Genomic DNA, 19787 nt, shown 5'->3' with positions numbered 1-19787 from the left:
AACCAAGCGGTGCATTTCGACATTCATTCCAATAGCAAGCCAGAGATTTATCATGACCAAACCCGCCGCGACGGTGACCCAGAACAGCTGGAGCTTTTTGCGCGATCCGATGATCACGCCCACCGGTTTCCGCGAGTATGATGCGCGCTGGAAATACCCGGACGAAATTAACCTGCCCGGCATGACGGCTCTGGGTCTTGGCTTGGGCACCCAGATGCAGCGGCGTCGGCTGAAACCGGAAATCGCCGTGGGAAACGACTACAGGGATTATTCTCTGGCGATCAAGAACGCGTTGATGCTGGGCCTGATGCGTGCCGGTATCGCCGTCAAGGACATTGGCCCTGCGCTGAGCCCGATGGCCTATTTCTCGCAGTTTCATCTGGATGTGCCGGCCGTTGCGATGGTCACCGCCTCGCACAATCCAAACGGTTGGACAGGCGTAAAGATGGGGTTCGAACGCCCCCTGACGCACGGTCCCGACGAAATGGCCGAGTTGCGCGATATCGTCCTGAACGGCGATTTCGACGAACATCCGGGTGGTTCTTATGAGTTTGTCGATGGGGTCAGGGAAGCCTATCTTGACGATCTGGTCGGCGATTTCCGCATGACCCGTCCGCTCAAGGTTGTTTGTGCCACCGGAAATGGAACTGCTTCCGCGTTTGCACCCGAGTTGTTCGAACGTCTGGGCGTCGAGGTCGTGCCCAGCCACAATGAGCTCGACTATACCTTTCCGAACTATAACCCGAACCCCGAAGATATGCACATGCTGCACGATATGTCGGACAGCGTTAAGGCCAGCGGCGCCGATCTGGCGCTGGGCTTTGATGGCGACGGCGATCGCTGCGGGGTCGTTGACGACGAAGGCGAAGAGATTTTTGCCGACAAGGTTGGCGTCATTCTTGCCCGCGATCTGGCTCGGCTGCATCCCGGCGCCACTTTCGTCGCTGATGTAAAGTCCACTGGCCTTTTCGCTTCGGACCCGGAACTGCAAAAGTATGACATCAAGGCAGACTATTGGAAAACCGGCCATAGCCACATGAAACGGCGGGTCAAAGAGATCGGGGCGTTGGCAGGTTTCGAAAAGTCGGGTCACTACTTCATGGCCGAGCCTATTGGCCGCGGGTATGATTGCGGCCTGCGGGTTGCCGTTGAGATTTGCAAGTTGATGGACCGCAACCCGGACAAGAAAATGTCTGATCTGCGCAAGGCTCTGCCCAAGACATGGTCTACCCCCACCATGTCTCCCTATTGCTCGGACACTGAGAAATATGATGTGTTGGACCGACTGGTCGCAAAGCTGGTTGCCAAGGCTGATGCCGGAGAGAAATTGGCCGGGCGGGCCATCAAGGAAGTTGTCACCGTGAATGGTGCCCGCGTCATCCTCGACAACGGGTCATGGGGACTTGTGCGCGCCTCGTCAAATACCCCCAACCTCGTGGTGGTCTGCGAAAGCAGCACCAGCGAACAGGAGATGAAGGATATCTTTGCCGAGATCGACGCAGTCATCCGCACGGAACCCGCCGTCGGGGATTACGACCAAAAGATCTGACTGACCAAAATGACCCACGGGCGCGGCAGTGTCCCGCGCCCTTTATCCACATGCGGACCGTCTCACAGACCGTTGAATTCTTGCCGGATCTCGTGCCCTTGTGGATGGAAATCTCACAGCAGATCGGCAGCGCATTGAGCCAGTGTCGGCGCGCGCTAGTCCACCCCGAGCAGCTTTAGAAATCCTTTCTTGGCTTCTTCTTCCAATCTGTCCTTGATGGCGTCCCCGATATCCTCGCCTTCTTCCAGCGGACGGTCGAGTTCCTCCTCGAGTTTCCGCCTTATTTGTGCCTTGGCTTCCGCTTCGACATCCAATTCGAGTTCTGTTTCCAGCAATTGCTGCAGGTCTGGCTCATAGGATAAGTCAGACCACGGGCCACGTATCCGAACCGGGACCGAAAGGCCCTTTCCAGCGTTCGCCCGCAAGGAAATTGGCGTTATCAGGTAGTCTAAATCACGCATTCCAACCCCCAGTACACCCGATCCACGGGTTTCAAAATTATCCAAACGCAACAAAAGGTCCTGATTATCCAACTTCCCGCCTGCCATCGTGAATGTCCCAGTCAGGCTATTGAAAACGGTGGTTCCTCCGGTTCGCGGATCACCTGAAATCAATCGATCAAGGTCCAATCCAGCGATCTCGCCCTGTCCGGTCTGCAACCGCCCCTCGCCCGACAGCGATCGCATGATCTGAGCTTCGGTCTGGCCCACACCGAGAAATCGAAGGTTGCCCGCCGCCGAAGCCGACAAACGGTCGACCCCGGCAAGGAAAGACAGTGCGTCCCGCAGCTCGATCCCTTCCGCGCTGATATTGCCGCCGACGGAAAAACCGCTCCGATTGTTCGCCACAAGCTGCCCCCGTATAGTGCCCCCGAAGACGGCAAGCGGATCCATCTGCAACACGGCTCGCGAACGTTCGAGCGTGAGCAGAAGGCGACCCGGACCAACAGACACCCCGGGAGCCTCGATGCGCTCAAAACGAAGCCCTACCACGCCCTCGGCCAGCGATAGCGGTGAGGCATCGATCGGGGCCTCGCTCCATCCGGTATCGCCAGCAGTTTCAGCCCCGGCGGCAGACTTGTCGCTGGCATTTTGCGGAACGGTCAGCACCGAGGCGCTCAGCTCTGCCATGACCTGCGGCACTTGTCCGGCTGTGAAGTCAATGGCACCGCGCAGGGTGTTGTCATCGATGCGCAAAAGGGTGTTACGTAAGGAAAGCCGACTGTCGGCTGTGTAAGTGGCCATTGCAGTCAGTTCACCGGACTTTCCAAAATTGACCGGCAACACCCCCGCATGCCCAGCAGCCTTTAACAAAGGCGCACTGTCCCTTACGGTCAACCGCACATGGCCGGCCCCCTCGCCCGATGGGCTGGCACGCCCATCAAAGACAAGCTCGGCGTCCGGAAGCGACGCATTCGCCGAAACGGGGGCAACGGCACCGTTGAGAAAGGCCGGGACGTCAGACAGTGTTCCGTCGATCGCGACCGGCACACCGTTTGGCGACAGAACTGCGCGAAACTCGAGAGGACCGGCACGGCCCTGCCAACTGGCCTCCAGGTCTACTCCGCCTTGGTCCAGTCTAGTGCTACCGTCCACCACATAGATCAGCCGGGCGTCCTGTAGTTCCAGTACTTCAAGCGCAATCCCTGATCCGGGAGGGTTCCGCACATCTGTTCCGGCGGCCTCTCCCTTGACCTCCGCCATTCCGGTTCCGAACTGCCAGTTCTGCCTGCCCTTGTTCTGCTCCAACCGCAAAATGGGTGCTTGCGCCAGGATCTGCCGGACCCTCAGTTGCCCGCGCAACAGGTCCGAGGTGGATATTCCGATCGACAGCGCCTCGGCCTGCAGCATCGGCGCCTCAGACGCCCATTTCGCATTCCCCAGCACGATCGGCCCCGTCTGCACACCGAGTACCGGCCAGATCGTGACCCGCAGATCACCGCTGATCTGCAAGTCCCGCCCGGTTCGCAGCTCGATCTGATCCGCGGCAATCCGGGCAATGCGTTCACCGGGCAGGAAGATAAAGGCGCCCAGCGCCAGAATCACGGCCGCCAAAACGATCACCAAGATCCGAACGATCCACGCCATTGAAATGCTCCGCCTGCCCCTTTTCCTTCGGTATGAGCCCGGTCGCGGTGGCGTGCAACGATTCAAAACCTTTGCAGATGCCCGCCCATGCCACTATATGCGCGGCCATGAGCACCAATCCCCCCGATCTCCGCCCCGATCTGGCGCCCGGCGCCCGAATTCAGGATAGCCGCCGTGACGGCCAGCCCAACATTGGCATGGTCTCATTGGGTTGCCCAAAGGCGCTTGTGGACAGCGAGCGCATCCTGACTCGGCTGAGGGCCGAGGGCTATGGCATCTCGCCCGACTATTCAGGCGCGGATGCAGTGATCGTGAACACCTGCGGGTTTCTTGACAGCGCCAAGGCTGAATCGCTGGAAGCGATCGGAGAAGCACTGGTCGAGAACGGCAAGGTTATTGTCACCGGCTGTCTGGGTGCCGAGCCGGATTACATCCGCGAGCATCATCCCCGCATTCTCGCCGTGACCGGCCCCCACCAGTACGAGCAAGTGCTGGACGCGGTGCATGAGGCCGTTCCGCCTTGGCCCGATCCCTTTGTGGATCTTCTGCCTGCGTCCAGGGTCAAGCTGACCCCTCGGCACTATAGCTATCTGAAGATTTCCGAAGGCTGTAACCACCGCTGCAAATTCTGCATCATTCCTGACATGCGCGGAAAACTGGCGTCCCGACCGGCTCACGCCATTCTGCGCGAGGCCGAAAAGCTGGTCGACAATGGCGTGAAAGAGTTGCTGGTCATCAGTCAGGACACCTCGGCCTATGGACTGGACCGAAAATACGATCTGTCACCTTGGAAAGATCGGGAGGTGCGTGCCCACATCACCGATCTGGCGCGAGAACTGGGTCAATTCGATGCGTGGGTGCGACTGCACTATGTTTACCCGTACCCGCATGTGCGGGAGCTGATCCCGCTGATGGCCGACGCGGGCTGCAACGTCCTGCCCTATCTGGATATCCCGTTTCAGCACGCGCATCCTGATACGCTGAAACGGATGGCCCGTCCGGCAGCCGCAGCCAGAACACTCGACGAGATCGCGGCATGGCGCGAGATCTGCCCGGATATCACGCTGCGCTCGACCTTTATCGTTGGATATCCCGGAGAAACGGAAACCGAGTTCCAGACGCTGCTTGATTGGATGGATGAGGCGCAACTCGACCGCATCGGCTGTTTTCAATACGAAAACGTCGAAGGCGCACGCTCGAATGATCTCCCCGATCATGTACCGGCCGAAATCAAGCAGGAGCGTTGGGAGCGGTTCATGGAAAAGGCACAGGCGATCTCGGAGGCAAAGCTTGCTGCCAAGGTTGGGCGAACCATCGAGGTAATTGTCGATGGGGTCGACGAAGAAGCCGCAACCTGCCGAACCAAAGCCGATGCCCCGGAAATTGACGGAAACCTGTTCATTGACGAGGGCTTCGAGGATCTTCGGGCGGGAGATATCGTGACCGTCGAGGTGGATGAAGCCGGCGAGTATGACCTTTGGGGACGCCTGAAACAGGGATAAGCTAGCTGTCCGACCTCGCAGTTTTGTCTGGGCAGTCATATCTTCATTCATGTCACATTGCCCAAAAGCTGGCTTTTCGATACCGAAACCTCAGCACCGCGTTTTGTTGAGGATGAAGGTTCATGTCACAGGTCCGCATTGCACATTTTTCCGACGTTCTGTGTATCTGGGCCTATGCCGGGCAACGTAATCTGTATCAGTTGATCGAGACGTTCGGCGACAATGTCGTCGTCGATGTTCATTTCTGTTCCGTGTTTCCCGACACGCAAACGAAGATCAGCAAGGCATGGCGCGACCGCGGTGGTTTTGAAGGGTATGGCGCACATGTGCAGGATGTGGCGGCCAAGTTCGACGGCCTGACCGTCAATCCTTCCGTCTGGACCGATGTACGCCCAAGGTCATCTGCCAGCCCGCATCTGTTCATCAAGGCGATCGAGTTGATGGAACAAGAGCCGCAGGGTGCGTCCTGGCCTTCCCACTTCACCGATCAGCTATCCGTAAGGGCGGCGATGGAGCTTCGGGCGGCGTTCTTTGCGGACGCTCAGGATATTTCAAACTGGGCGGTGCAAAGGCAGGTCTGCGATAAGATCGGCCTGAGTTTCGACAAGGTTCTCAAGAAAATCGAAACAGGCGAGGCGATTGCCCGGCTTGCCGCCGACTATGAACTGGGTCAATCGCTGGGTGTTCAGGGCAGCCCGACCTATCTGATGAACGAGGGGCGTCAGAAGCTGTATGGCAATGTCGGCTATGGCATACTCGAAGCCAACATTTCCGGGTTGCTGCGCGAAGAGCGGAGCGAATCCGCGAGTTCCTGCACCTGACAGGAAACTGGCCCCGATCTGACAAGGGATGTTCCCTGCATACCGGGATTACACTATTCTTTTTGAGGAGCGCCCTATCTAGTGAGCGAGACCCCCATAAATCACGGAGAGACAGATGACCGAAACACCCAAGATCGCCCAGAAAGCGCCCTTCCCGGTCGAAGTCACAGAGGGCAAGACTTATTTCTGGTGCGCCTGCGGGAAATCGTCGAAGCAACCCTTCTGCGATGGCAGCCACAAGGATACGGGGTTTAATCCGGTCAAATACACCGCCGAAGCCTCGAAGAAGGTCTTTTTTTGCGGGTGCAAAAACAGCGACAAGCAACCGCTTTGCGACGGTAGTCACGCCAAGCTGTAACCGGGATCAGCGGCGCAGGCGGTTCAGGATACTCTCGTTCATGCAATGTGACGGGGCGGCCTTTGAACTGTTGGCCTGACAGGCCAGCCAAAGCTCGCATTGCTTGTGGCACCCACCTGCCCGGCAGCGGGTGACCATTTCGGCATAACCCTGCTCGGTCAGCCGCCCGTCGGCCATTGCCTCGGACAAGCTGATTCCCATCGTCCGCGCCACCGACCGTGTCAGCCAGAAATGGCGCTCAATTTCGCCAAGACGCACTGTTTGCCCCATTATTTTGCCTCCGAGCGTTCTTTTTGATCTGCGCGCAGGGCCTCGAACCGGGCTCGATTGGCGCAGGTATCCGGCGCACAGGGCGTAGTATCGATTTCGGTCAGCCACTGCTCGCATCGATCCGCCCAGTCGCAACGGCGACAAGACTGCACCATCTTTGCCCAATCCTCCTGGGTGAGTTCGCCCTTTCGGGCGGCGCCAACCAGATCGGTTCCGGTCACTCGCGCCATTCCGGAAACCAACCGGACATGCTTCATCAGATTTCCCAGCATCCTCAACACATTCCCTTTCAGCCGCGCAATCCGCGCAAAAGGTCCCGGTTCCGACAGAACCCGGGTGTGTCCGTGGAACCAGCTTCATGCTCCGAAAGCCAGACAACGCAATGCCCAGGGTCCGGACACTCTGTGCACCGAAGGACAGCGTCTGATATTCCATCAATTGAAACCCGGCCCGCGATCGCTTCTTCCTGCAAATCGACCTTCAAGGTCGAGGCCATCCTTTCCAGCAAATGTGCATGGCGCTTGAGCGTGGCGCGATCAGGCATCGTTGGATCCTCCCGGTTCTCCAGACATGCCCGGCAGTCTAGCAAGACCGGCGAATCGAGCCTTGATGCATGTCAATCAGCCTCCAGGTCATACTCCTCGAGGTAGGCGCGCACGCAATCCTGCACCCTCCGAAACCGGTCGCCTCCCAATTTTTTTCCACCATACCAACGGGTTACGACAATAAGATGGTTTTCTAGCCCGGCTCGCTCCAACATCCGCAGGATGACCATCGCGGCCCCGCCCTCCCCGTCATCTGCCTTGAGCGCTCCGGTGGGAAGGATCGCGGCCCATGTATTGTGCGTCGCTTTTGCATAAGCCCGGTCCTGCTTCAATGCAGACAAGGTTGCATCAATTTCCTCTCGACTTTGCACAGTTGCGCCGGTGACTGCGTAGCGAGATGCCCGATCGGTCAGAATGACGCCCATCTTTTGCAGGATTGGGGCCGTCATGGCGACAACCCGAGTTCGCGGGCGGTCTGGCGGACAACCTCCATTCGCGCGGCATTGGGTGGGTGCGTTCCAAGGAACCGATTTCCCGGATCCGGTATACGGGCAAAAAACTGCGCGCCCTTCAACGGATCATATCCTGCCCGGTGCGTGATCACCGTTCCCAACCGGTCGGCTTCGAGCTCGAATTCTTTCGAGAAACTGCGCGCGCCGACGACGGCCCCCAGTTCCTCGGCCTTGGACACATCCCGTGCGCTGCCACCGGTCAGTTCGGCCAGCCCGGCGAACACGGCCGCGCTGGCTGCGGCATTGACGGCCTGCCGGTCTAGATGGTCCGCAATGTGATGCGCGGTTTCATGGCCCATCACAAAGGCCAGCTCATCAATATTGCGCGCCGTGACAACCATTGCCGCGGTAAAGATGATAACCGGCCGGCCGCTGTCATCTATCGTCTGAAAGGCATTTGCGGGCGCGCGGGGATCAGGGTCGACCTGAATCAGGAAACTGCAGTTGGTGTCTGTGGTGCGACGCCGGCATTCCTGAGTTGCGGCGCCACCAACGGCGCGGGACACCTCGGTGAAGTTGCGGGCCGCCTCCTGAGCAGCAGGCGTCACCCCGGAAAGCCCTCCGGAGGCCGAGTCCGACTGCACCGTCGGCGCAGGTAGACCGCACCCGGCGAGAAACGGCGCGGACAAGGCCATCATTAGGAACATCCGGCGCATGTTTTAGACCTTTCCGACAGGAGGGTTGCTGCAAGACCGATGCTGAACCTAGCATAGCGGCCTGCGTCCGCCAGTCCCGAATGCGTGACTTCCGCCAAGCACTTGCAATACCGGCAAAGCGGCGTAAGAGTTTTTTCATGTTTACCATCGAACACGAATTCGACGCCACGGTGATTACGCTGATGGACGAGGGCTCGGCACCCTTGCAGGAGGATGTCGTCATCAACAGTTTCGCGGAATGCGTAACGCTGGAGCAGCACGATCCGCGAACCGACAGGGTGATGAAGATCACCTTTTCCCCTGAGCAGTTGCGGGATCTTGCTGCCGCTCTGGACTTGCCCGAAGGGGTCTATCAACTGCGCGAGGTTTCCAGCGGAAAAAACGGTCAGGATTCTGCATAGGCAAGACCCAACGTCCTGTTGCTGGGAACCAATCCTGACCTTTGCCCGTCTTTGCGGCTCGTTGAACAAGTGCCCCCTGATTCCAATAATCCTGCTCAAGTCCAGGTGGAGCGTTAAGCAGATCTTGCTCGGGCGATGGGTGTTTGCCCTTGAAAACCCCGCCGCTCTGCCCGAGATAGGAAGTCAAACGTGATGTAAAAGGGTTTCACATATGTCCGCACGCCCGCCCCGCAACGAAGCCGCGCTCGAATTCCTGCTGTCGCGCCGCTCGCGTCCGGCCAAAACGCTGATTGCACCGGCGCCTACCCGTGCCGAATTACTGCCGATCCTGACCGCTGCCGCTCGCAGCCCTGATCACGGCAAGCTGGAGCCGTGGCGTTTCATCGTGCTGGAAGCCGGCGCAATGCCGCGTTTGGCCGCGCTGACCGAAAAACGGGGCAAGGTGCTTGGCAAATCCGCCGAGGATATCACCAAGGGCCGCAGCCAGTTCGATCAGGGGCATCTGGCCGTGGCCGTCGTCGAGGTGCAGAAGCCGTCGGAAAAAATCCCCGCCATCGAGCAAAGCTATTCCGCCGGAGCGGTTTGCCTTGCGCTGCTGAATGCGGCGCTGGCTTCGGGCTGGGGTGCCAACTGGCTGTCCGGATGGATTGCCCATGACCGGGAGTTTTGTTCCTCTGCTCTGGGGCTGGCGCCCAACGAGCGGCTGGCTGGCCTGATCCATATCGCGACCGAAGGCCCGAAGCCGCCCGAACGGCCGCGACCCGATCTTGATGCGTTAACCGATTGGGTGAGCGAATGATCGTAAATTCCTTCCTGCTCGCGATCGGGCAGATCGGCGACCCCCGATTTCGCAAGGTGCTCATGCTCGGCGTAGGGCTTACATTCGCCCTGCTTGTCGCCGCCTATGCCGGCTTTCTCTGGTTGATACAGTTTTTCGTGGGCGAAGAAACCACTCTGCCCGTGCTGGGCCCGGTCACGTGGCTGAACGATCTGCTTTCGGTGTCCTCCTTCATTTTCATGATGGTGCTGTCGGTGTTCCTGATGGTGCCGGTTGCATCGGCAATTACATCGATGTTCCTTGACGAGGTCGCACAGGCGGTCGAAGACAAACACTATCCTCAGCTCCCTCCGGTGGAGGGCATTCCGATACTCGACGCCTTGTGGGATTCGCTTGGGTTTCTGGGCGTGCTAATCGCCGCCAACCTCGCCGCTTTTGTGCTCTATGTCATGTTCCCGCCGATGTCGCTGTTCATCTTCTGGGCCATGAACGGGTTCCTGCTCGGGCGGGAATACTTCACGCTTGCCGCTATGCGGCGGGTTGGCCGGGAAAACGCACAGGTGCTACGCCGCAGGCATTCCGGAACGATCTGGATGGCAGGCACCTTGATGGCCGTGCCGCTGTCAGTGCCGTTGGTGAACCTGCTGATCCCGATCCTTGGTGCGGCGACTTTCACACATATCTACCACAAGCTCGACAAGCGGGGCTGACATGTAGGTCAAGCTGACATGCGGGCGGGAGCGGGTCCCGCCCGGATCAGCTCGCCGGATCGAGCCGGTTCATCCAGTCGAAATCGTGCACACTGATCCAGCCCGAAACAATGATCCCCGCGATGATCGCCCACAGAACGCAGGCCACCGCGGTCGTAATGATGGCCTTTTTTTTCAGGTGATGATGCTCCGGGGCGCCTGCATGTGTTCCCGGAACAATCTCACCCAGATCGCCCTGCGTTTTGATACGGATCGGCAACACGACAAAGAAGGTCATGAACCAGATGACCGCGTAGAGAACCAGCGCAGAAGTAATCGACATGGGGGCTCCTTTTTCCCGCGCCCGCAGTCAGGGACCGGGCGTCAGAACATAGCTCAGACCTGCTCGAGTTCCACGAGACAGCCGTTAAAATCCTTGGGGTGCAGGAACAGCACCGGCTTGCCATGCGCCCCGATCTTGGGCTCGCCCGAGCCAAGAACACGCGCGCCGGTTTCCTTCAGATGATCGCGGGCTGCAAGGATGTCTTCGACCTCATAGCAAACATGGTGGATGCCGCCGGACGGGTTCTTGTCGAGAAAACCCTGAATGGGGCTGTTTTCGCCCAGAGGGTAAAGCAGCTCGATCTTGGTGTTCGGGAGCTCGATGAAGATGACCGTCACGCCGTGATCGGGCTCGTCCTGTGGCGCTCCGACTTTCGCGCCCAGCGCGGAACGATACTGGTCTGCCGCCGCCTGCAGATCAGGAACGGCGATGGCAACATGGTTCAGACGGCCAATCATGGCATTTCTCCTCAATCCTCGTTAGCGCCGGTTTATGAGGGCAGGCCCGAAAAAGGGCAAGTGCGCCATTGAGCCCATTAACCTGTCGTTAGCCGTCGCAGCCTAGCGTGACCCCATCGCAGAGAGGAGTCAGCCCATGGAAGATTCGGATCCCTTTTCCGCCCCGCATCGCATTGCAACCTCGAACAGGCCGCTTCTTGGCCTGACGATACTGGTGGTCGAAGACAGCCGCTATGCATGCGAAGCCATGCGCCTGTTATGCCTGCGCAGCGGCGCCCGCATCCGGCGGGCAGACTGCCTGAAGTCAGCGCGCCGTCATCTGCAGCTCTATCGGCCTTCGGCGATAATTGTCGACCTCGGCCTGCCGGATGGATCCGGCGCCGATCTGATCGAAGAGCTGTCGACAGCAACGCCCCGTGTCGGTGTGATCCTGGCAGTCTCAGGCGACGATTTTGCCGAAGACGTGGCCGTTGCAGCCGGCGCTGACGGCTTTCTGGCCAAACCGATCACTTCGCTTGCCGGTTTTCAGCAGGCCATTCTGTCCCGGCTACCGGAGGATCGGCAACCAATTGGCCCCCGAATTCTCAAAGACGAAGAGATCTACCCCGACCACCTGGCCTATCAGGACGACATGGCGCATGTGGCAGATGTGCTGAATGAACATGCAAACGAAAAAGTGTTGGACTATGTCGCGCAATTCGTAGGCGGCGTGGCGCGTTGCGCGCAGGACGCGCCATTGATGCAAGCGGCCGAGGCGCTGGCGGAGGCGAGAAGGAAAGGTCTGCCGCTGGCGCCTGATACCGCCCGGATCGCCGGTTTGGTCCAACAGCGGCTACAACGTAAACAGGCGATCTGACATGCTGGAAACCTGCCTTGTCGCCCTGATCACATTGTCTATCGTTCTTTATTGGCAGGCCCGCTCTGCCGCCCGCGAGATCCGGCGCGAGCGAGGGCGCCTGACGGTTGACAGAATGTCCTGCAGTGACCGTTGGCGCAGCCCGGATTGAGGTCAAACACTCCGGGGCCGAAAAGAAAAGAACCGGTGCAGCCGGGTTGACTGCACCGGCTGACCTTTTTTGAGAACGTTGCTGCTGCCCGACCCGGCTTGGCAGCAAGTTGCCTCTTGCTATTGGTCCTGCGGGATCACCCTGAGCCCAAGCTCCATCAGCTGGTCAGACGTTGGATCGGACGGGCCCGACATCATGAGGTCTTCGGCACGCTGGTTCATCGGAAACATGATCACTTCGCGAATATTTGCCGTGTCGGCAAGCAGCATAACGATCCGATCGATCCCGGCAGCACAACCGCCATGCGGAGGCGCGCCATACTGGAAGGCATTGACCAAACCACCAAATCGCTTGGTCACCTCGTCCTTGCCATAGCCCGCGATTTCGAAGGCTTTAAACATGATCTCAGGGCGGTGGTTCCGGATCGCACCGGACACCAGTTCATAGCCGTTGCAGGCGAGGTCGTATTGATAGCCCAAAACCTCCAGCGGATCACCTTCCAGAGCTTCTATCCCGCCTTGCGGCATCGAAAACGGGTTGTGTTCGAAATCGACAGCGCCGGTTTCCTCATCTTTTTCGTAGATCGGGAAGTCGACGATCCATGCAAACGCAAAGCGATCCTTGTCGGTGAGTTTGAGCTCCTCTCCGATCACGTCCCGAGCCTTGCCCGCCACTTTTTCGAACGCCTTTGGCTTGCCTCCAAGGAAGAAAGCCGCGTCGCCTTTGCCCAGACCCAGCTGCTCGCGGATCGCCTCGGTCCGTTCGGGGCCGATATTCTTGGCCAGGGGCCCGGCTGCTTCCATGCCGTTTTCGCCGTCGCGCCAGAAAATGTATCCCATTCCCGGCAGCCCTTCGGCCTGCGCGAATTTGTTCATGCGGTCGCAGAACTTCCGCGACCCGCCACTCGGCGCCGGAATGGCGCGGATCTCGGTGCCTTCCTGCTCCAGCAGCTTGGCAAAGATGGCAAAGCCCGATCCGCGGAAGTGCTCCGAGCAATCCTGCATCTTGATCGGGTTGCGCAGATCCGGTTTGTCGGTGCCATACCACATTGCCGCATCCTTGTAGGAGATCTGCGGCCAGACCTTGTCGACCGTGCGGCCATTCCCGAATTCCTCGAAGATCCCCTGCAAGACGGGTTGGATCGTATCGAATACGTCCTGCTGGGTCACAAAGCTCATCTCCATGTCGAGCTGATAGAAATCCGTCGGCGAGCGGTCGGCACGCGGGTCTTCGTCGCGGAAACAGGGCGCAATCTGGAAATACTTGTCAAAGCCGGAAACCATGATCAGCTGCTTGAACTGCTGGGGGGCTTGCGGCAGGGCGTAGAACTTGCCCGGATGCAAACGCGAAGGCACAAGAAAATCCCGCGCGCCTTCGGGGCTCGAAGCGGTGATGATCGGGGTCTGGTATTCACGGAATCCCGTGTCCCACATACGACGGCGCATAGATGCAACCACATCCGATCTCAGCGCCATGTTGTCCTGCATCACCTCACGCCGCAGATCCAGATAGCGGTAGCGCAGGCGCGTCTCCTCCGGATACTCTTGATCGCCAAAAACCATCAGCGGCAATTCCTCGGCCCGACCGAGTATTTCCAGATCGCGGATATACACTTCGATCTCGCCGGTTGGCAGTTTCGGGTTGACCAGTTCCGGGTCGCGGGCCTTTACGTTGCCATCGATGCGGATACACCATTCGGAGCGCACAGTTTCCAGTTCGGCAAATGCAGCGCTGTCGCCGTCACACAGCACCTGCGTGATGCCATAGTGATCGCGCAGGTCGATAAACAGCACCCCGCCATGATCGCGGACACGGTGAACCCATCCCGATAGACGGACGGTGTCGCCGACATTGGCGGCGGTGAGGTCTGCGCAGGTGTGGCTGCGATAGGCGTGCATCAGTCATATCCCTTCGGACGAAAAAGCGTCGCGCCGATACACCGCGATAGGGGCGGGAAGTCAAGGCCCGTGGAGGTCAGGCCGAAGACGATGCCACCCAAACCACGCAAAGGAGATACAAACAATCGCCACTGATTGAACGCGATCTGCTGGAGGGTCGCCTAGCCAAGCAGGGGAATTGCGCAGTTCGACACGCCTGTACCGACAGGAACAGGTTAGGTTTTGGTGGTTTTTGAATGCTGAAATTTCCTGATGCGTCAAACATCTATGGCTGTGTTTTTCGGACAGTCCCACCTGCTTTGGGGTATTGTTCTCGGGACCCGCACCGGGCGATCGCCGCACGAACGTCAGTCAGGTCAAAGACCCAGAGAATGGCCCGTTGCTGTATCTACGCTCAAAGGGCTCGGTATGATCATTCAGGCCGGGCATTTCCGCCGTCGGTTCCGATACCACTTGCACCTTTTCCCGCACTGCCTATAACGCACGACAATTTGGGCGCATGGGGGCGCTCTTGCGACTCACGATACATAGGGATTTGGGCCATGCCGAAGAGAACCGACATCCAGTCGATCATGATCATTGGAGCGGGGCCGATCGTCATCGGACAGGCCTGCGAGTTCGACTATTCGGGCGCTCAGGCTTGCAAGGCTCTGCGTGAGGAAGGGTATCGGGTCATTCTGGTGAACTCGAACCCGGCGACCATCATGACCGACCCCGAGCTGGCAGACGCCACTTACATCGAACCGATCACCCCCGAGATCGTGGCCAAGATCATCGAAAAGGAACGCCCAGACGCGCTGCTGCCCACGATGGGCGGACAGACCGGGCTGAACACTTCGCTGGCTCTCGAAGAGATGGGTGTGCTGGACAAGTTCGGCGTCGAAATGATCGGCGCCAAGCGCGACGCGATCGAGATGGCCGAGGACCGCAAACTGTTCCGCGAAGCGATGGATCGGCTTGGGCTGGAAAACCCCAAGGCCACGATCGTGACCGCCCCCAAGCGCGAAAATGGGACAACCGACCTCGACGCAGGTGTTCAGATTGCGCTGGACGAGTTGGAAGAAATCGGTCTTCCGGCCATCATCCGCCCAGCGTTCACACTTGGTGGCACCGGTGGCGGTGTGGCCTATAACCGCGAAGACTATATCCATTTCTGCCGCTCGGGCATGGACGCGTCGCCGGTTAACCAGATCCTTGTAGATGAAAGCCTTCTGGGCTGGAAAGAATACGAGATGGAGGTGGTGCGCGATACTGCCGACAACGCTATCATCGTCTGTTCCATCGAAAACGTCGATCCGATGGGTGTGCATACCGGCGACTCGATCACCGTGGCCCCTGCCCTGACGCTGACGGACAAGGAATACCAGATCATGCGCAACGGCTCGATCGCCGTGCTGCGCGAGATTGGCGTCGAAACCGGCGGATCCAACGTGCAGTGGGCGATCAACCCCGACGACGGTCGCATGGTGGTGATCGAAATGAACCCGCGCGTGTCACGGTCCTCGGCGCTGGCCTCGAAGGCGACCGGTTTCCCGATCGCCAAAATCGCGGCCAAGCTTGCGGTGGGCTACACGCTGGACGAGCTCGACAACGATATCACCAAGGTGACCCCCGCGAGCTTTGAGCCGACCATCGATTATGTGGTCACCAAGATCCCGAAATTCGCGTTCGAGAAATTCCCCGGGTCGGAACCCTATTTGACCACCGCGATGAAATCCGTGGGCGAAGCGATGTCGATCGGCCGCACCATTCACGAGTCGATGCAAAAAGCTCTGGCCTCGATGGAATCGGGCCTGACCGGGTTTGACGAGGTGGAGATACCGGGCCTGTCTGTCGGGCTGTGGGACCCCGCTGATGACAAGGCTGCGGTGGTGAAGGCAATCAGCCAGCAAACACCGGACCGCCTGCGCACCATCGCTCAGGCGATGCGGCACGGCCTGTCGGATGACGAGATTCAGGCAGTCACCAAGTTCGACCCGTGGTTTCTTGCTCGCATACGCGAAATCGTCGATGCCGAGCGCGACCTTCGGGCCAACGGTCTTCCGGTGACCGAAGAGGGTCTGCGGGCCGTCAAGATGCTGGGTTTTTCGGATGCGCGGCTTGGCCTCCTGACCGGTCAGGACGAAGAAAACGTGCGCCGGGCCCGGAAAAATCTGGGTGTGACAGCGGTTTTCAAACGCATCGACACCTGCGCCGCCGAGTTCGAGGCGCAAACACCTTACATGTATTCAACATACGAAGCCCCGATGATGGGCGAGGTTGAATGCGAAGCCCGGCCGTCGGATCGCAAGAAAGTGGTAATCCTTGGCGGTGGCCCGAACCGGATTGGTCAGGGTATCGAGTTCGACTATTGCTGCTGCCACGCCTGTTTCGCCCTGACCGAAGCCGGTTATGAAACTATCATGATCAACTGCAACCCCGAGACAGTCTCGACAGACTACGACACCTCGGACCGGTTGTATTTTGAACCGCTCACCTTTGAGCACGTGATGGAAATCCTGACTAAGGAACAGGAAAACGGCACCCTGCACGGGGTGATCGTGCAGTTCGGTGGCCAGACCCCGCTGAAACTGGCCAATGCGCTCGAAGAATCCGGCATACCGATCCTCGGCACCACGCCCGATGCCATCGATTTGGCCGAAGACCGCGAGCGGTTTCAGGCGCTGGTCAACGAACTGGGCCTTAAGCAGCCCAGAAACGGCATTGCCTCCACCGATGCCGAGGCGCTGGCAATTGCCGATGAGATCGGTTTCCCGTTGGTAATCCGCCCCTCATACGTTCTAGGCGGGCGTGCCATGGAAATCGTGCGCGATATGGCCCAGTTGGAACGCTACATCGCCGAGGCCGTGGTGGTTTCGGGCGACAGCCCGGTCCTGCTCGACAGTTATCTTGCCGGTGCGGTGGAACTGGACGTGGACGCGCTCTGCGATGGCACGGATGTGCACGTTGCAGGCATCATGCAGCATATCGAAGAAGCAGGCGTCCATTCCGGTGACAGTGCCTGCTCTTTGCCCCCCTATTCGCTGTCGCAAGACGTGATTGACCGGATCAAAGAGCAGACCAACGCGCTCGCCAAGGCGCTGAACGTTGTCGGTCTTATGAACGTGCAGTTCGCGATCAAGAACAACGAGATCTATCTGATCGAAGTCAACCCGCGCGCGTCCCGGACGGTGCCATTCGTCGCCAAGGCGACCGACTCGGCCATTGCCTCGATCGCAGCGCGTGTGATGGCGGGTGAGAAACTGTCCAACTTCCCGCAACGTCCCCCTTACAAAGAGGGACAAGACAGCAAGATCGCGGACCAGATGACGCTGGCGGATCCGAACATGCCGTGGTTCTCGGTGAAAGAAGCCGTTATGCCCTTTGCCCGTTTCCCCGGCGTTGATACGATCCTTGGCCCTGAGATGCGCTCGACCGGCGAGGTCATGGGATGGGATCGCGACTTCCCGCGCGCATTCCTCAAGGCGCAGATGGGGGCCGGCATGGTGCTGCCTTCGTCCGGCTGCGCCTTTGTTTCGATCAAGGACGCCGACAAGGGCGATGCGATGCTGGAAGCGACCCGGGTTCTGGTGGAACAGGGCTTCTCGATTGTTGCAACGCACGGCACCCGTGACTGGCTCGCTGAGAATGATGTGCCCTGTGATCTGGTGAACAAAGTCTACGAAGGGCGCCCCAACATCGTCGACATGCTCAAGGATGGTCAGGTGCAACTGGTGATGAACACCACCGAAGGGGCTCAGGCGGTTGAGGACAGCAAAGCGATCCGCTCGATCGCGCTGTATGACAAGATCCCATATTTCACCACGGCCGCAGGCAGCCATGCCGCAGCTCTGGCGATCAAGGCGCAAACCGGCGGCGATCTGGACGTGAAATCGCTTCAGGGCTGAACTGGGCAAGCCAATCCGGGGGTGGCTGCGGGTAAACCGCCTGAGCCACCCTCCGCTCTGAATCCCCCAAGAGTTTCCGTAAAGTCATGCAATCCTGCGCGTGCACGAAGCCGGGCAATTCGACCATTCCACTTGAAATTTTCGGGATAATTTGGCCACATCCTGACACCCTTGAGGAAGCACAGCATGTATACCCCTGCCATCACCGGAACCGGTGTCTTCACCCCGAGCGAAACCATCTCCAACGCCGAGCTAGTCGAGGCTTTCAACGCCTATGCCGACAAGATGAACACTGCCAATGCCGACGCCATCGCGGCAGGCGACATGGAGGCCATGGAGCATTCGTCCGAAGAGTTCATTGTCAAAGCATCGGGCATCGAAAGCCGTTTTGTGATGGACAAATCCGGCGTTCTGGACCCTGAAATCATGCACCCAATCTTGCGTCAGCGCAGCGACGACGAGCCAGGTATTATGACAGAAATGGCCGTGGACGCTTGCGAAAAGGCGCTTGCGCAGGCCGGCAAAGCGGCATCCGACGTTGACGCGGTGATTTGCGCGGCCTCCAACCTCGAACGGGCTTATCCTGCGGTTGCTATCGAAATCCAGGACGCGTTGGGAACCGGAGGGTTCGCATTCGACATGAATGTCGCCTGTTCTTCCGCCACTTTTGGCATTCAGGCCGCCGCTGACATGGTCCGGTCCGGCAGCATCCGCTCTGCTCTGGTGGTCAATCCGGAAATCTGCTCGGCTCACCTGGAATGGCGGGATCGCGATTGCCATTTCATATTCGGTGACGTGGCAACGGCAACGCTGATCGAACGGATCGAAGACGCCAAGGGGCCACATTTCGAAATCCTGTCGACGCGATGCGCGACGCAGTTTTCGAACAATATCCGCAACAACAACGGGTTCTTACGCCGGTCCCGCCCGGATGGGATGACGGATCGACGCGACATGCAGTTCATGCAAAACGGGCGCAAAGTCTTCAAGGAAGTCCTGCCGATGGTGAGCCAGCATATCAGTGAGCACATGCAGGACGAAGGCGTTTCCAACAGCGACCTGAAACGCCTGTGGTTGCATCAAGCCAACAAGACAATGAACGATTTCATCGGCAAAAAGGTGCTTGGCCGGACACCGGAACCCGAAGAGCAACCGAACATCCTTCAGGACTACGCCAACACCTCTTCGGCGGGTTCCATCATCGCGTTCTCACAAAACTCGGATGATCTCGGGGAAGGTGACCATGGGCTGATCTGTTCGTTCGGAGCTGGGTATTCCGTAGGTTCCGTGTTGGTCCGGCGTCACATCTAGGTTCGATAAGCCGGGCTCGCCGTTGCGTCTGTTGCTGGGTTGCACTGCACCCGTAACGGTTCGGGGCCCGGTGACGTAGCCGGCCAAAATTCTCGCGGATCAGCTGCGTTCTTCTTCAAGGTGCAGCTTCATGTCGATCAGTACCTGCTGCAGCATGACCGTTTCCCGCAACAGGCGCTTGGCCTCGTTCACCGTGATAATGTTGTCTTCGATGGCCGCTTGATACTCGGTCATCAGCATCGCAAACCTCTGACTCAAGGCGATAACATCCGCATTGACCCCGCCTGTCCGCGCGGCATTCGGTTTTCGGTCATCATATGACAACGTGATGTTCTTCAGCTCGGCCAGCGCGCTTGTCACATGCGGATAGGTCGACTCGGCTTCCAGCTTGGCTACCGCGTCGACGGGCATGAATCGATCAGCATGCTCCGGATTGTCAGAATAATACCGGCCCAGCGTTGCTTTGGACTTTCCTGTCAGCTGGCACGCGGTTTCGATTCCCACGTCCTTGACCAAGGCTTCGGTGTGCCTTTTCAAATATGATCCGATGTCTGCCATACTGCTGTCCTACCTGCACCAACGAACCGGACCCAGGAAAAGGGGGAACGGCCGGAAATTTTTCCCATTCCTGCCTTTTAAGGCAAATGCGATACCTTTTCTATCCCTCAGGTTTTCAGGGAGTTACGAGTTCCGGTGCCATTTGCACCATGTAAAG

The 19787-nt window shown here is 58.8% G+C and carries 21 protein-coding genes; 11 read left to right on the top strand and 10 right to left on the bottom strand.

Going from position 1 to position 19787, the window contains the following annotated elements:
* The first annotated feature begins 52 nt into the window (after positions 1 to 52).
* On the top strand, positions 53 to 1549 hold the full coding sequence (locus tag ACP15U_RS02065; RefSeq protein ID WP_425043461.1) for a phosphomannomutase/phosphoglucomutase: 1497 nt from the start codon (positions 53 to 55) through the stop codon (positions 1547 to 1549).
* Positions 1550 to 1704: 155 nt separating this feature from the next.
* Here ACP15U_RS02065 and ACP15U_RS02060 read toward each other — a convergent pair whose 3' ends face one another.
* Positions 1705 to 3636 (bottom strand): AsmA family protein, encoded by a 1932-nt coding sequence (locus tag ACP15U_RS02060; RefSeq protein WP_425043460.1) that lies wholly within the window; start codon positions 3634 to 3636, stop codon positions 1705 to 1707.
* Between the two features lie 107 nt (positions 3637 to 3743).
* Between ACP15U_RS02060 and rimO the strand changes: the two genes are divergently transcribed.
* From rimO to ACP15U_RS02045, 3 genes are all read left to right on the top strand, one after another.
* Entirely contained in the window at positions 3744 to 5138 is a 1395-nt protein-coding gene (gene rimO / locus ACP15U_RS02055; protein WP_425043459.1) for a 30S ribosomal protein S12 methylthiotransferase RimO, read from the top strand.
* 122 nt (positions 5139 to 5260) lie between these two features.
* Positions 5261 to 5959 carry a DsbA family oxidoreductase gene (locus ACP15U_RS02050; RefSeq protein WP_425043458.1) on the top strand — a complete coding sequence of 233 codons (699 nt, stop codon included), beginning with the start codon at positions 5261 to 5263 and terminating at the stop codon, positions 5957 to 5959.
* A 115-nt stretch (positions 5960 to 6074) separates the two neighbouring features.
* Entirely contained in the window at positions 6075 to 6317 is a 243-nt protein-coding gene (locus tag ACP15U_RS02045; RefSeq protein WP_425043457.1) for a CDGSH iron-sulfur domain-containing protein, read from the top strand.
* 6 nt (positions 6318 to 6323) lie between these two features.
* Here ACP15U_RS02045 and ACP15U_RS02040 read toward each other — a convergent pair whose 3' ends face one another.
* From ACP15U_RS02040 to ACP15U_RS02020, 5 genes are all read right to left on the bottom strand, one after another.
* Positions 6324 to 6587, bottom strand: coding sequence for a DUF6455 family protein (locus ACP15U_RS02040; protein WP_425043456.1), 264 nt, complete (start codon positions 6585 to 6587; stop codon positions 6324 to 6326).
* On the bottom strand, positions 6587 to 6844 hold the full coding sequence (locus ACP15U_RS02035) for a DUF6455 family protein (RefSeq protein WP_425043455.1): 258 nt from the start codon (positions 6842 to 6844) through the stop codon (positions 6587 to 6589). Before ACP15U_RS02035 ends, ACP15U_RS02040 begins: the two co-directional genes overlap by 1 nt.
* Positions 6845 to 6876: 32 nt before the next feature.
* Positions 6877 to 7131 carry a DUF6455 family protein gene (locus tag ACP15U_RS02030; RefSeq protein ID WP_425043454.1) on the bottom strand — a complete coding sequence of 85 codons (255 nt, stop codon included), beginning with the start codon at positions 7129 to 7131 and terminating at the stop codon, positions 6877 to 6879.
* Positions 7132 to 7203: 72 nt separating this feature from the next.
* Entirely contained in the window at positions 7204 to 7581 is a 378-nt protein-coding gene (locus tag ACP15U_RS02025) for a YigZ family protein (RefSeq protein ID WP_425043453.1), read from the bottom strand.
* Positions 7578 to 8300: a M48 family metallopeptidase gene (locus ACP15U_RS02020; RefSeq protein WP_425043452.1), complete on the bottom strand. Its 723-nt coding sequence runs from the start codon at positions 8298 to 8300 to the stop codon at positions 7578 to 7580. The genes ACP15U_RS02025 and ACP15U_RS02020 overlap by 4 nt, the downstream gene beginning before the upstream one ends.
* A gap of 137 nt (positions 8301 to 8437) precedes the next feature.
* On the opposite strand from ACP15U_RS02020, the gene ACP15U_RS02015 reads away from it, so the two are divergent.
* The 3 genes from ACP15U_RS02015 to ACP15U_RS02005 all read left to right on the top strand — a co-directional run bounded on the left by ACP15U_RS02015 (position 8438) and on the right by ACP15U_RS02005 (position 10189).
* Positions 8438 to 8701 (top strand): hypothetical protein, encoded by a 264-nt coding sequence (locus ACP15U_RS02015; RefSeq protein WP_425043451.1) that lies wholly within the window; start codon positions 8438 to 8440, stop codon positions 8699 to 8701.
* 211 nt (positions 8702 to 8912) lie between these two features.
* On the top strand, positions 8913 to 9500 hold the full coding sequence (locus ACP15U_RS02010; protein ID WP_425043450.1) for a nitroreductase family protein: 588 nt from the start codon (positions 8913 to 8915) through the stop codon (positions 9498 to 9500).
* The gene (locus ACP15U_RS02005; RefSeq protein WP_425043449.1) at positions 9497 to 10189 is read left to right on the top strand and encodes an EI24 domain-containing protein; all 693 of its coding nucleotides are present in this window, start codon (positions 9497 to 9499) and stop codon (positions 10187 to 10189) included. The genes ACP15U_RS02010 and ACP15U_RS02005 overlap by 4 nt, the downstream gene beginning before the upstream one ends.
* Before the next feature lie 46 nt (positions 10190 to 10235).
* On the opposite strand, the gene ACP15U_RS02000 is transcribed toward ACP15U_RS02005, so the two are convergent.
* The gene (locus ACP15U_RS02000) at positions 10236 to 10511 is read right to left on the bottom strand and encodes a DUF1467 family protein (protein WP_425043448.1); all 276 of its coding nucleotides are present in this window, start codon (positions 10509 to 10511) and stop codon (positions 10236 to 10238) included.
* 53 nt (positions 10512 to 10564) lie between these two features.
* Positions 10565 to 10969, bottom strand: coding sequence for a methylmalonyl-CoA epimerase (gene mce, locus ACP15U_RS01995; protein WP_425043447.1), 405 nt, complete (start codon positions 10967 to 10969; stop codon positions 10565 to 10567).
* A 136-nt stretch (positions 10970 to 11105) separates the two neighbouring features.
* On the opposite strand from mce, the gene ACP15U_RS01990 reads away from it, so the two are divergent.
* Both ACP15U_RS01990 and ACP15U_RS01985 read left to right on the top strand, forming a co-directional pair.
* On the top strand, positions 11106 to 11825 hold the full coding sequence (locus ACP15U_RS01990) for a response regulator (protein ID WP_425043446.1): 720 nt from the start codon (positions 11106 to 11108) through the stop codon (positions 11823 to 11825).
* Between the two features lies 1 nt (position 11826).
* Positions 11827 to 11976: a hypothetical protein gene (locus ACP15U_RS01985; protein ID WP_425043445.1), complete on the top strand. Its 150-nt coding sequence runs from the start codon at positions 11827 to 11829 to the stop codon at positions 11974 to 11976.
* A 119-nt stretch (positions 11977 to 12095) separates the two neighbouring features.
* Here ACP15U_RS01985 and aspS read toward each other — a convergent pair whose 3' ends face one another.
* Positions 12096 to 13874 (bottom strand): aspartate--tRNA ligase, encoded by a 1779-nt coding sequence (gene aspS / locus ACP15U_RS01980; RefSeq protein ID WP_425043444.1) that lies wholly within the window; start codon positions 13872 to 13874, stop codon positions 12096 to 12098.
* A gap of 542 nt (positions 13875 to 14416) precedes the next feature.
* Here aspS and carB point away from each other — a divergent pair.
* Both carB and ACP15U_RS01970 read left to right on the top strand, forming a co-directional pair.
* The gene (gene carB, locus ACP15U_RS01975) at positions 14417 to 17761 is read left to right on the top strand and encodes a carbamoyl-phosphate synthase large subunit (RefSeq protein WP_425043443.1); all 3345 of its coding nucleotides are present in this window, start codon (positions 14417 to 14419) and stop codon (positions 17759 to 17761) included.
* A gap of 186 nt (positions 17762 to 17947) precedes the next feature.
* On the top strand, positions 17948 to 19072 hold the full coding sequence (locus tag ACP15U_RS01970) for a beta-ketoacyl-ACP synthase III (protein ID WP_425043442.1): 1125 nt from the start codon (positions 17948 to 17950) through the stop codon (positions 19070 to 19072).
* 99 nt (positions 19073 to 19171) lie between these two features.
* On the opposite strand, the gene ACP15U_RS01965 is transcribed toward ACP15U_RS01970, so the two are convergent.
* A complete protein-coding gene (locus ACP15U_RS01965; RefSeq protein WP_425043441.1) occupies positions 19172 to 19630 on the bottom strand; it encodes a hypothetical protein in 459 nt (152 codons plus the stop codon).
* Positions 19631 to 19787 lie beyond the last annotated feature (157 nt).

The sequence above is a fragment of the Primorskyibacter sp. S87 genome, from assembly GCF_049801055.1.
Taxonomy (GTDB): domain Bacteria; phylum Pseudomonadota; class Alphaproteobacteria; order Rhodobacterales; family Rhodobacteraceae; genus JBNAGF01.
The sequence above is the reverse complement of the archived record's forward strand: the minus strand, read 5'-3'. Positions and strand labels throughout refer to the sequence as shown.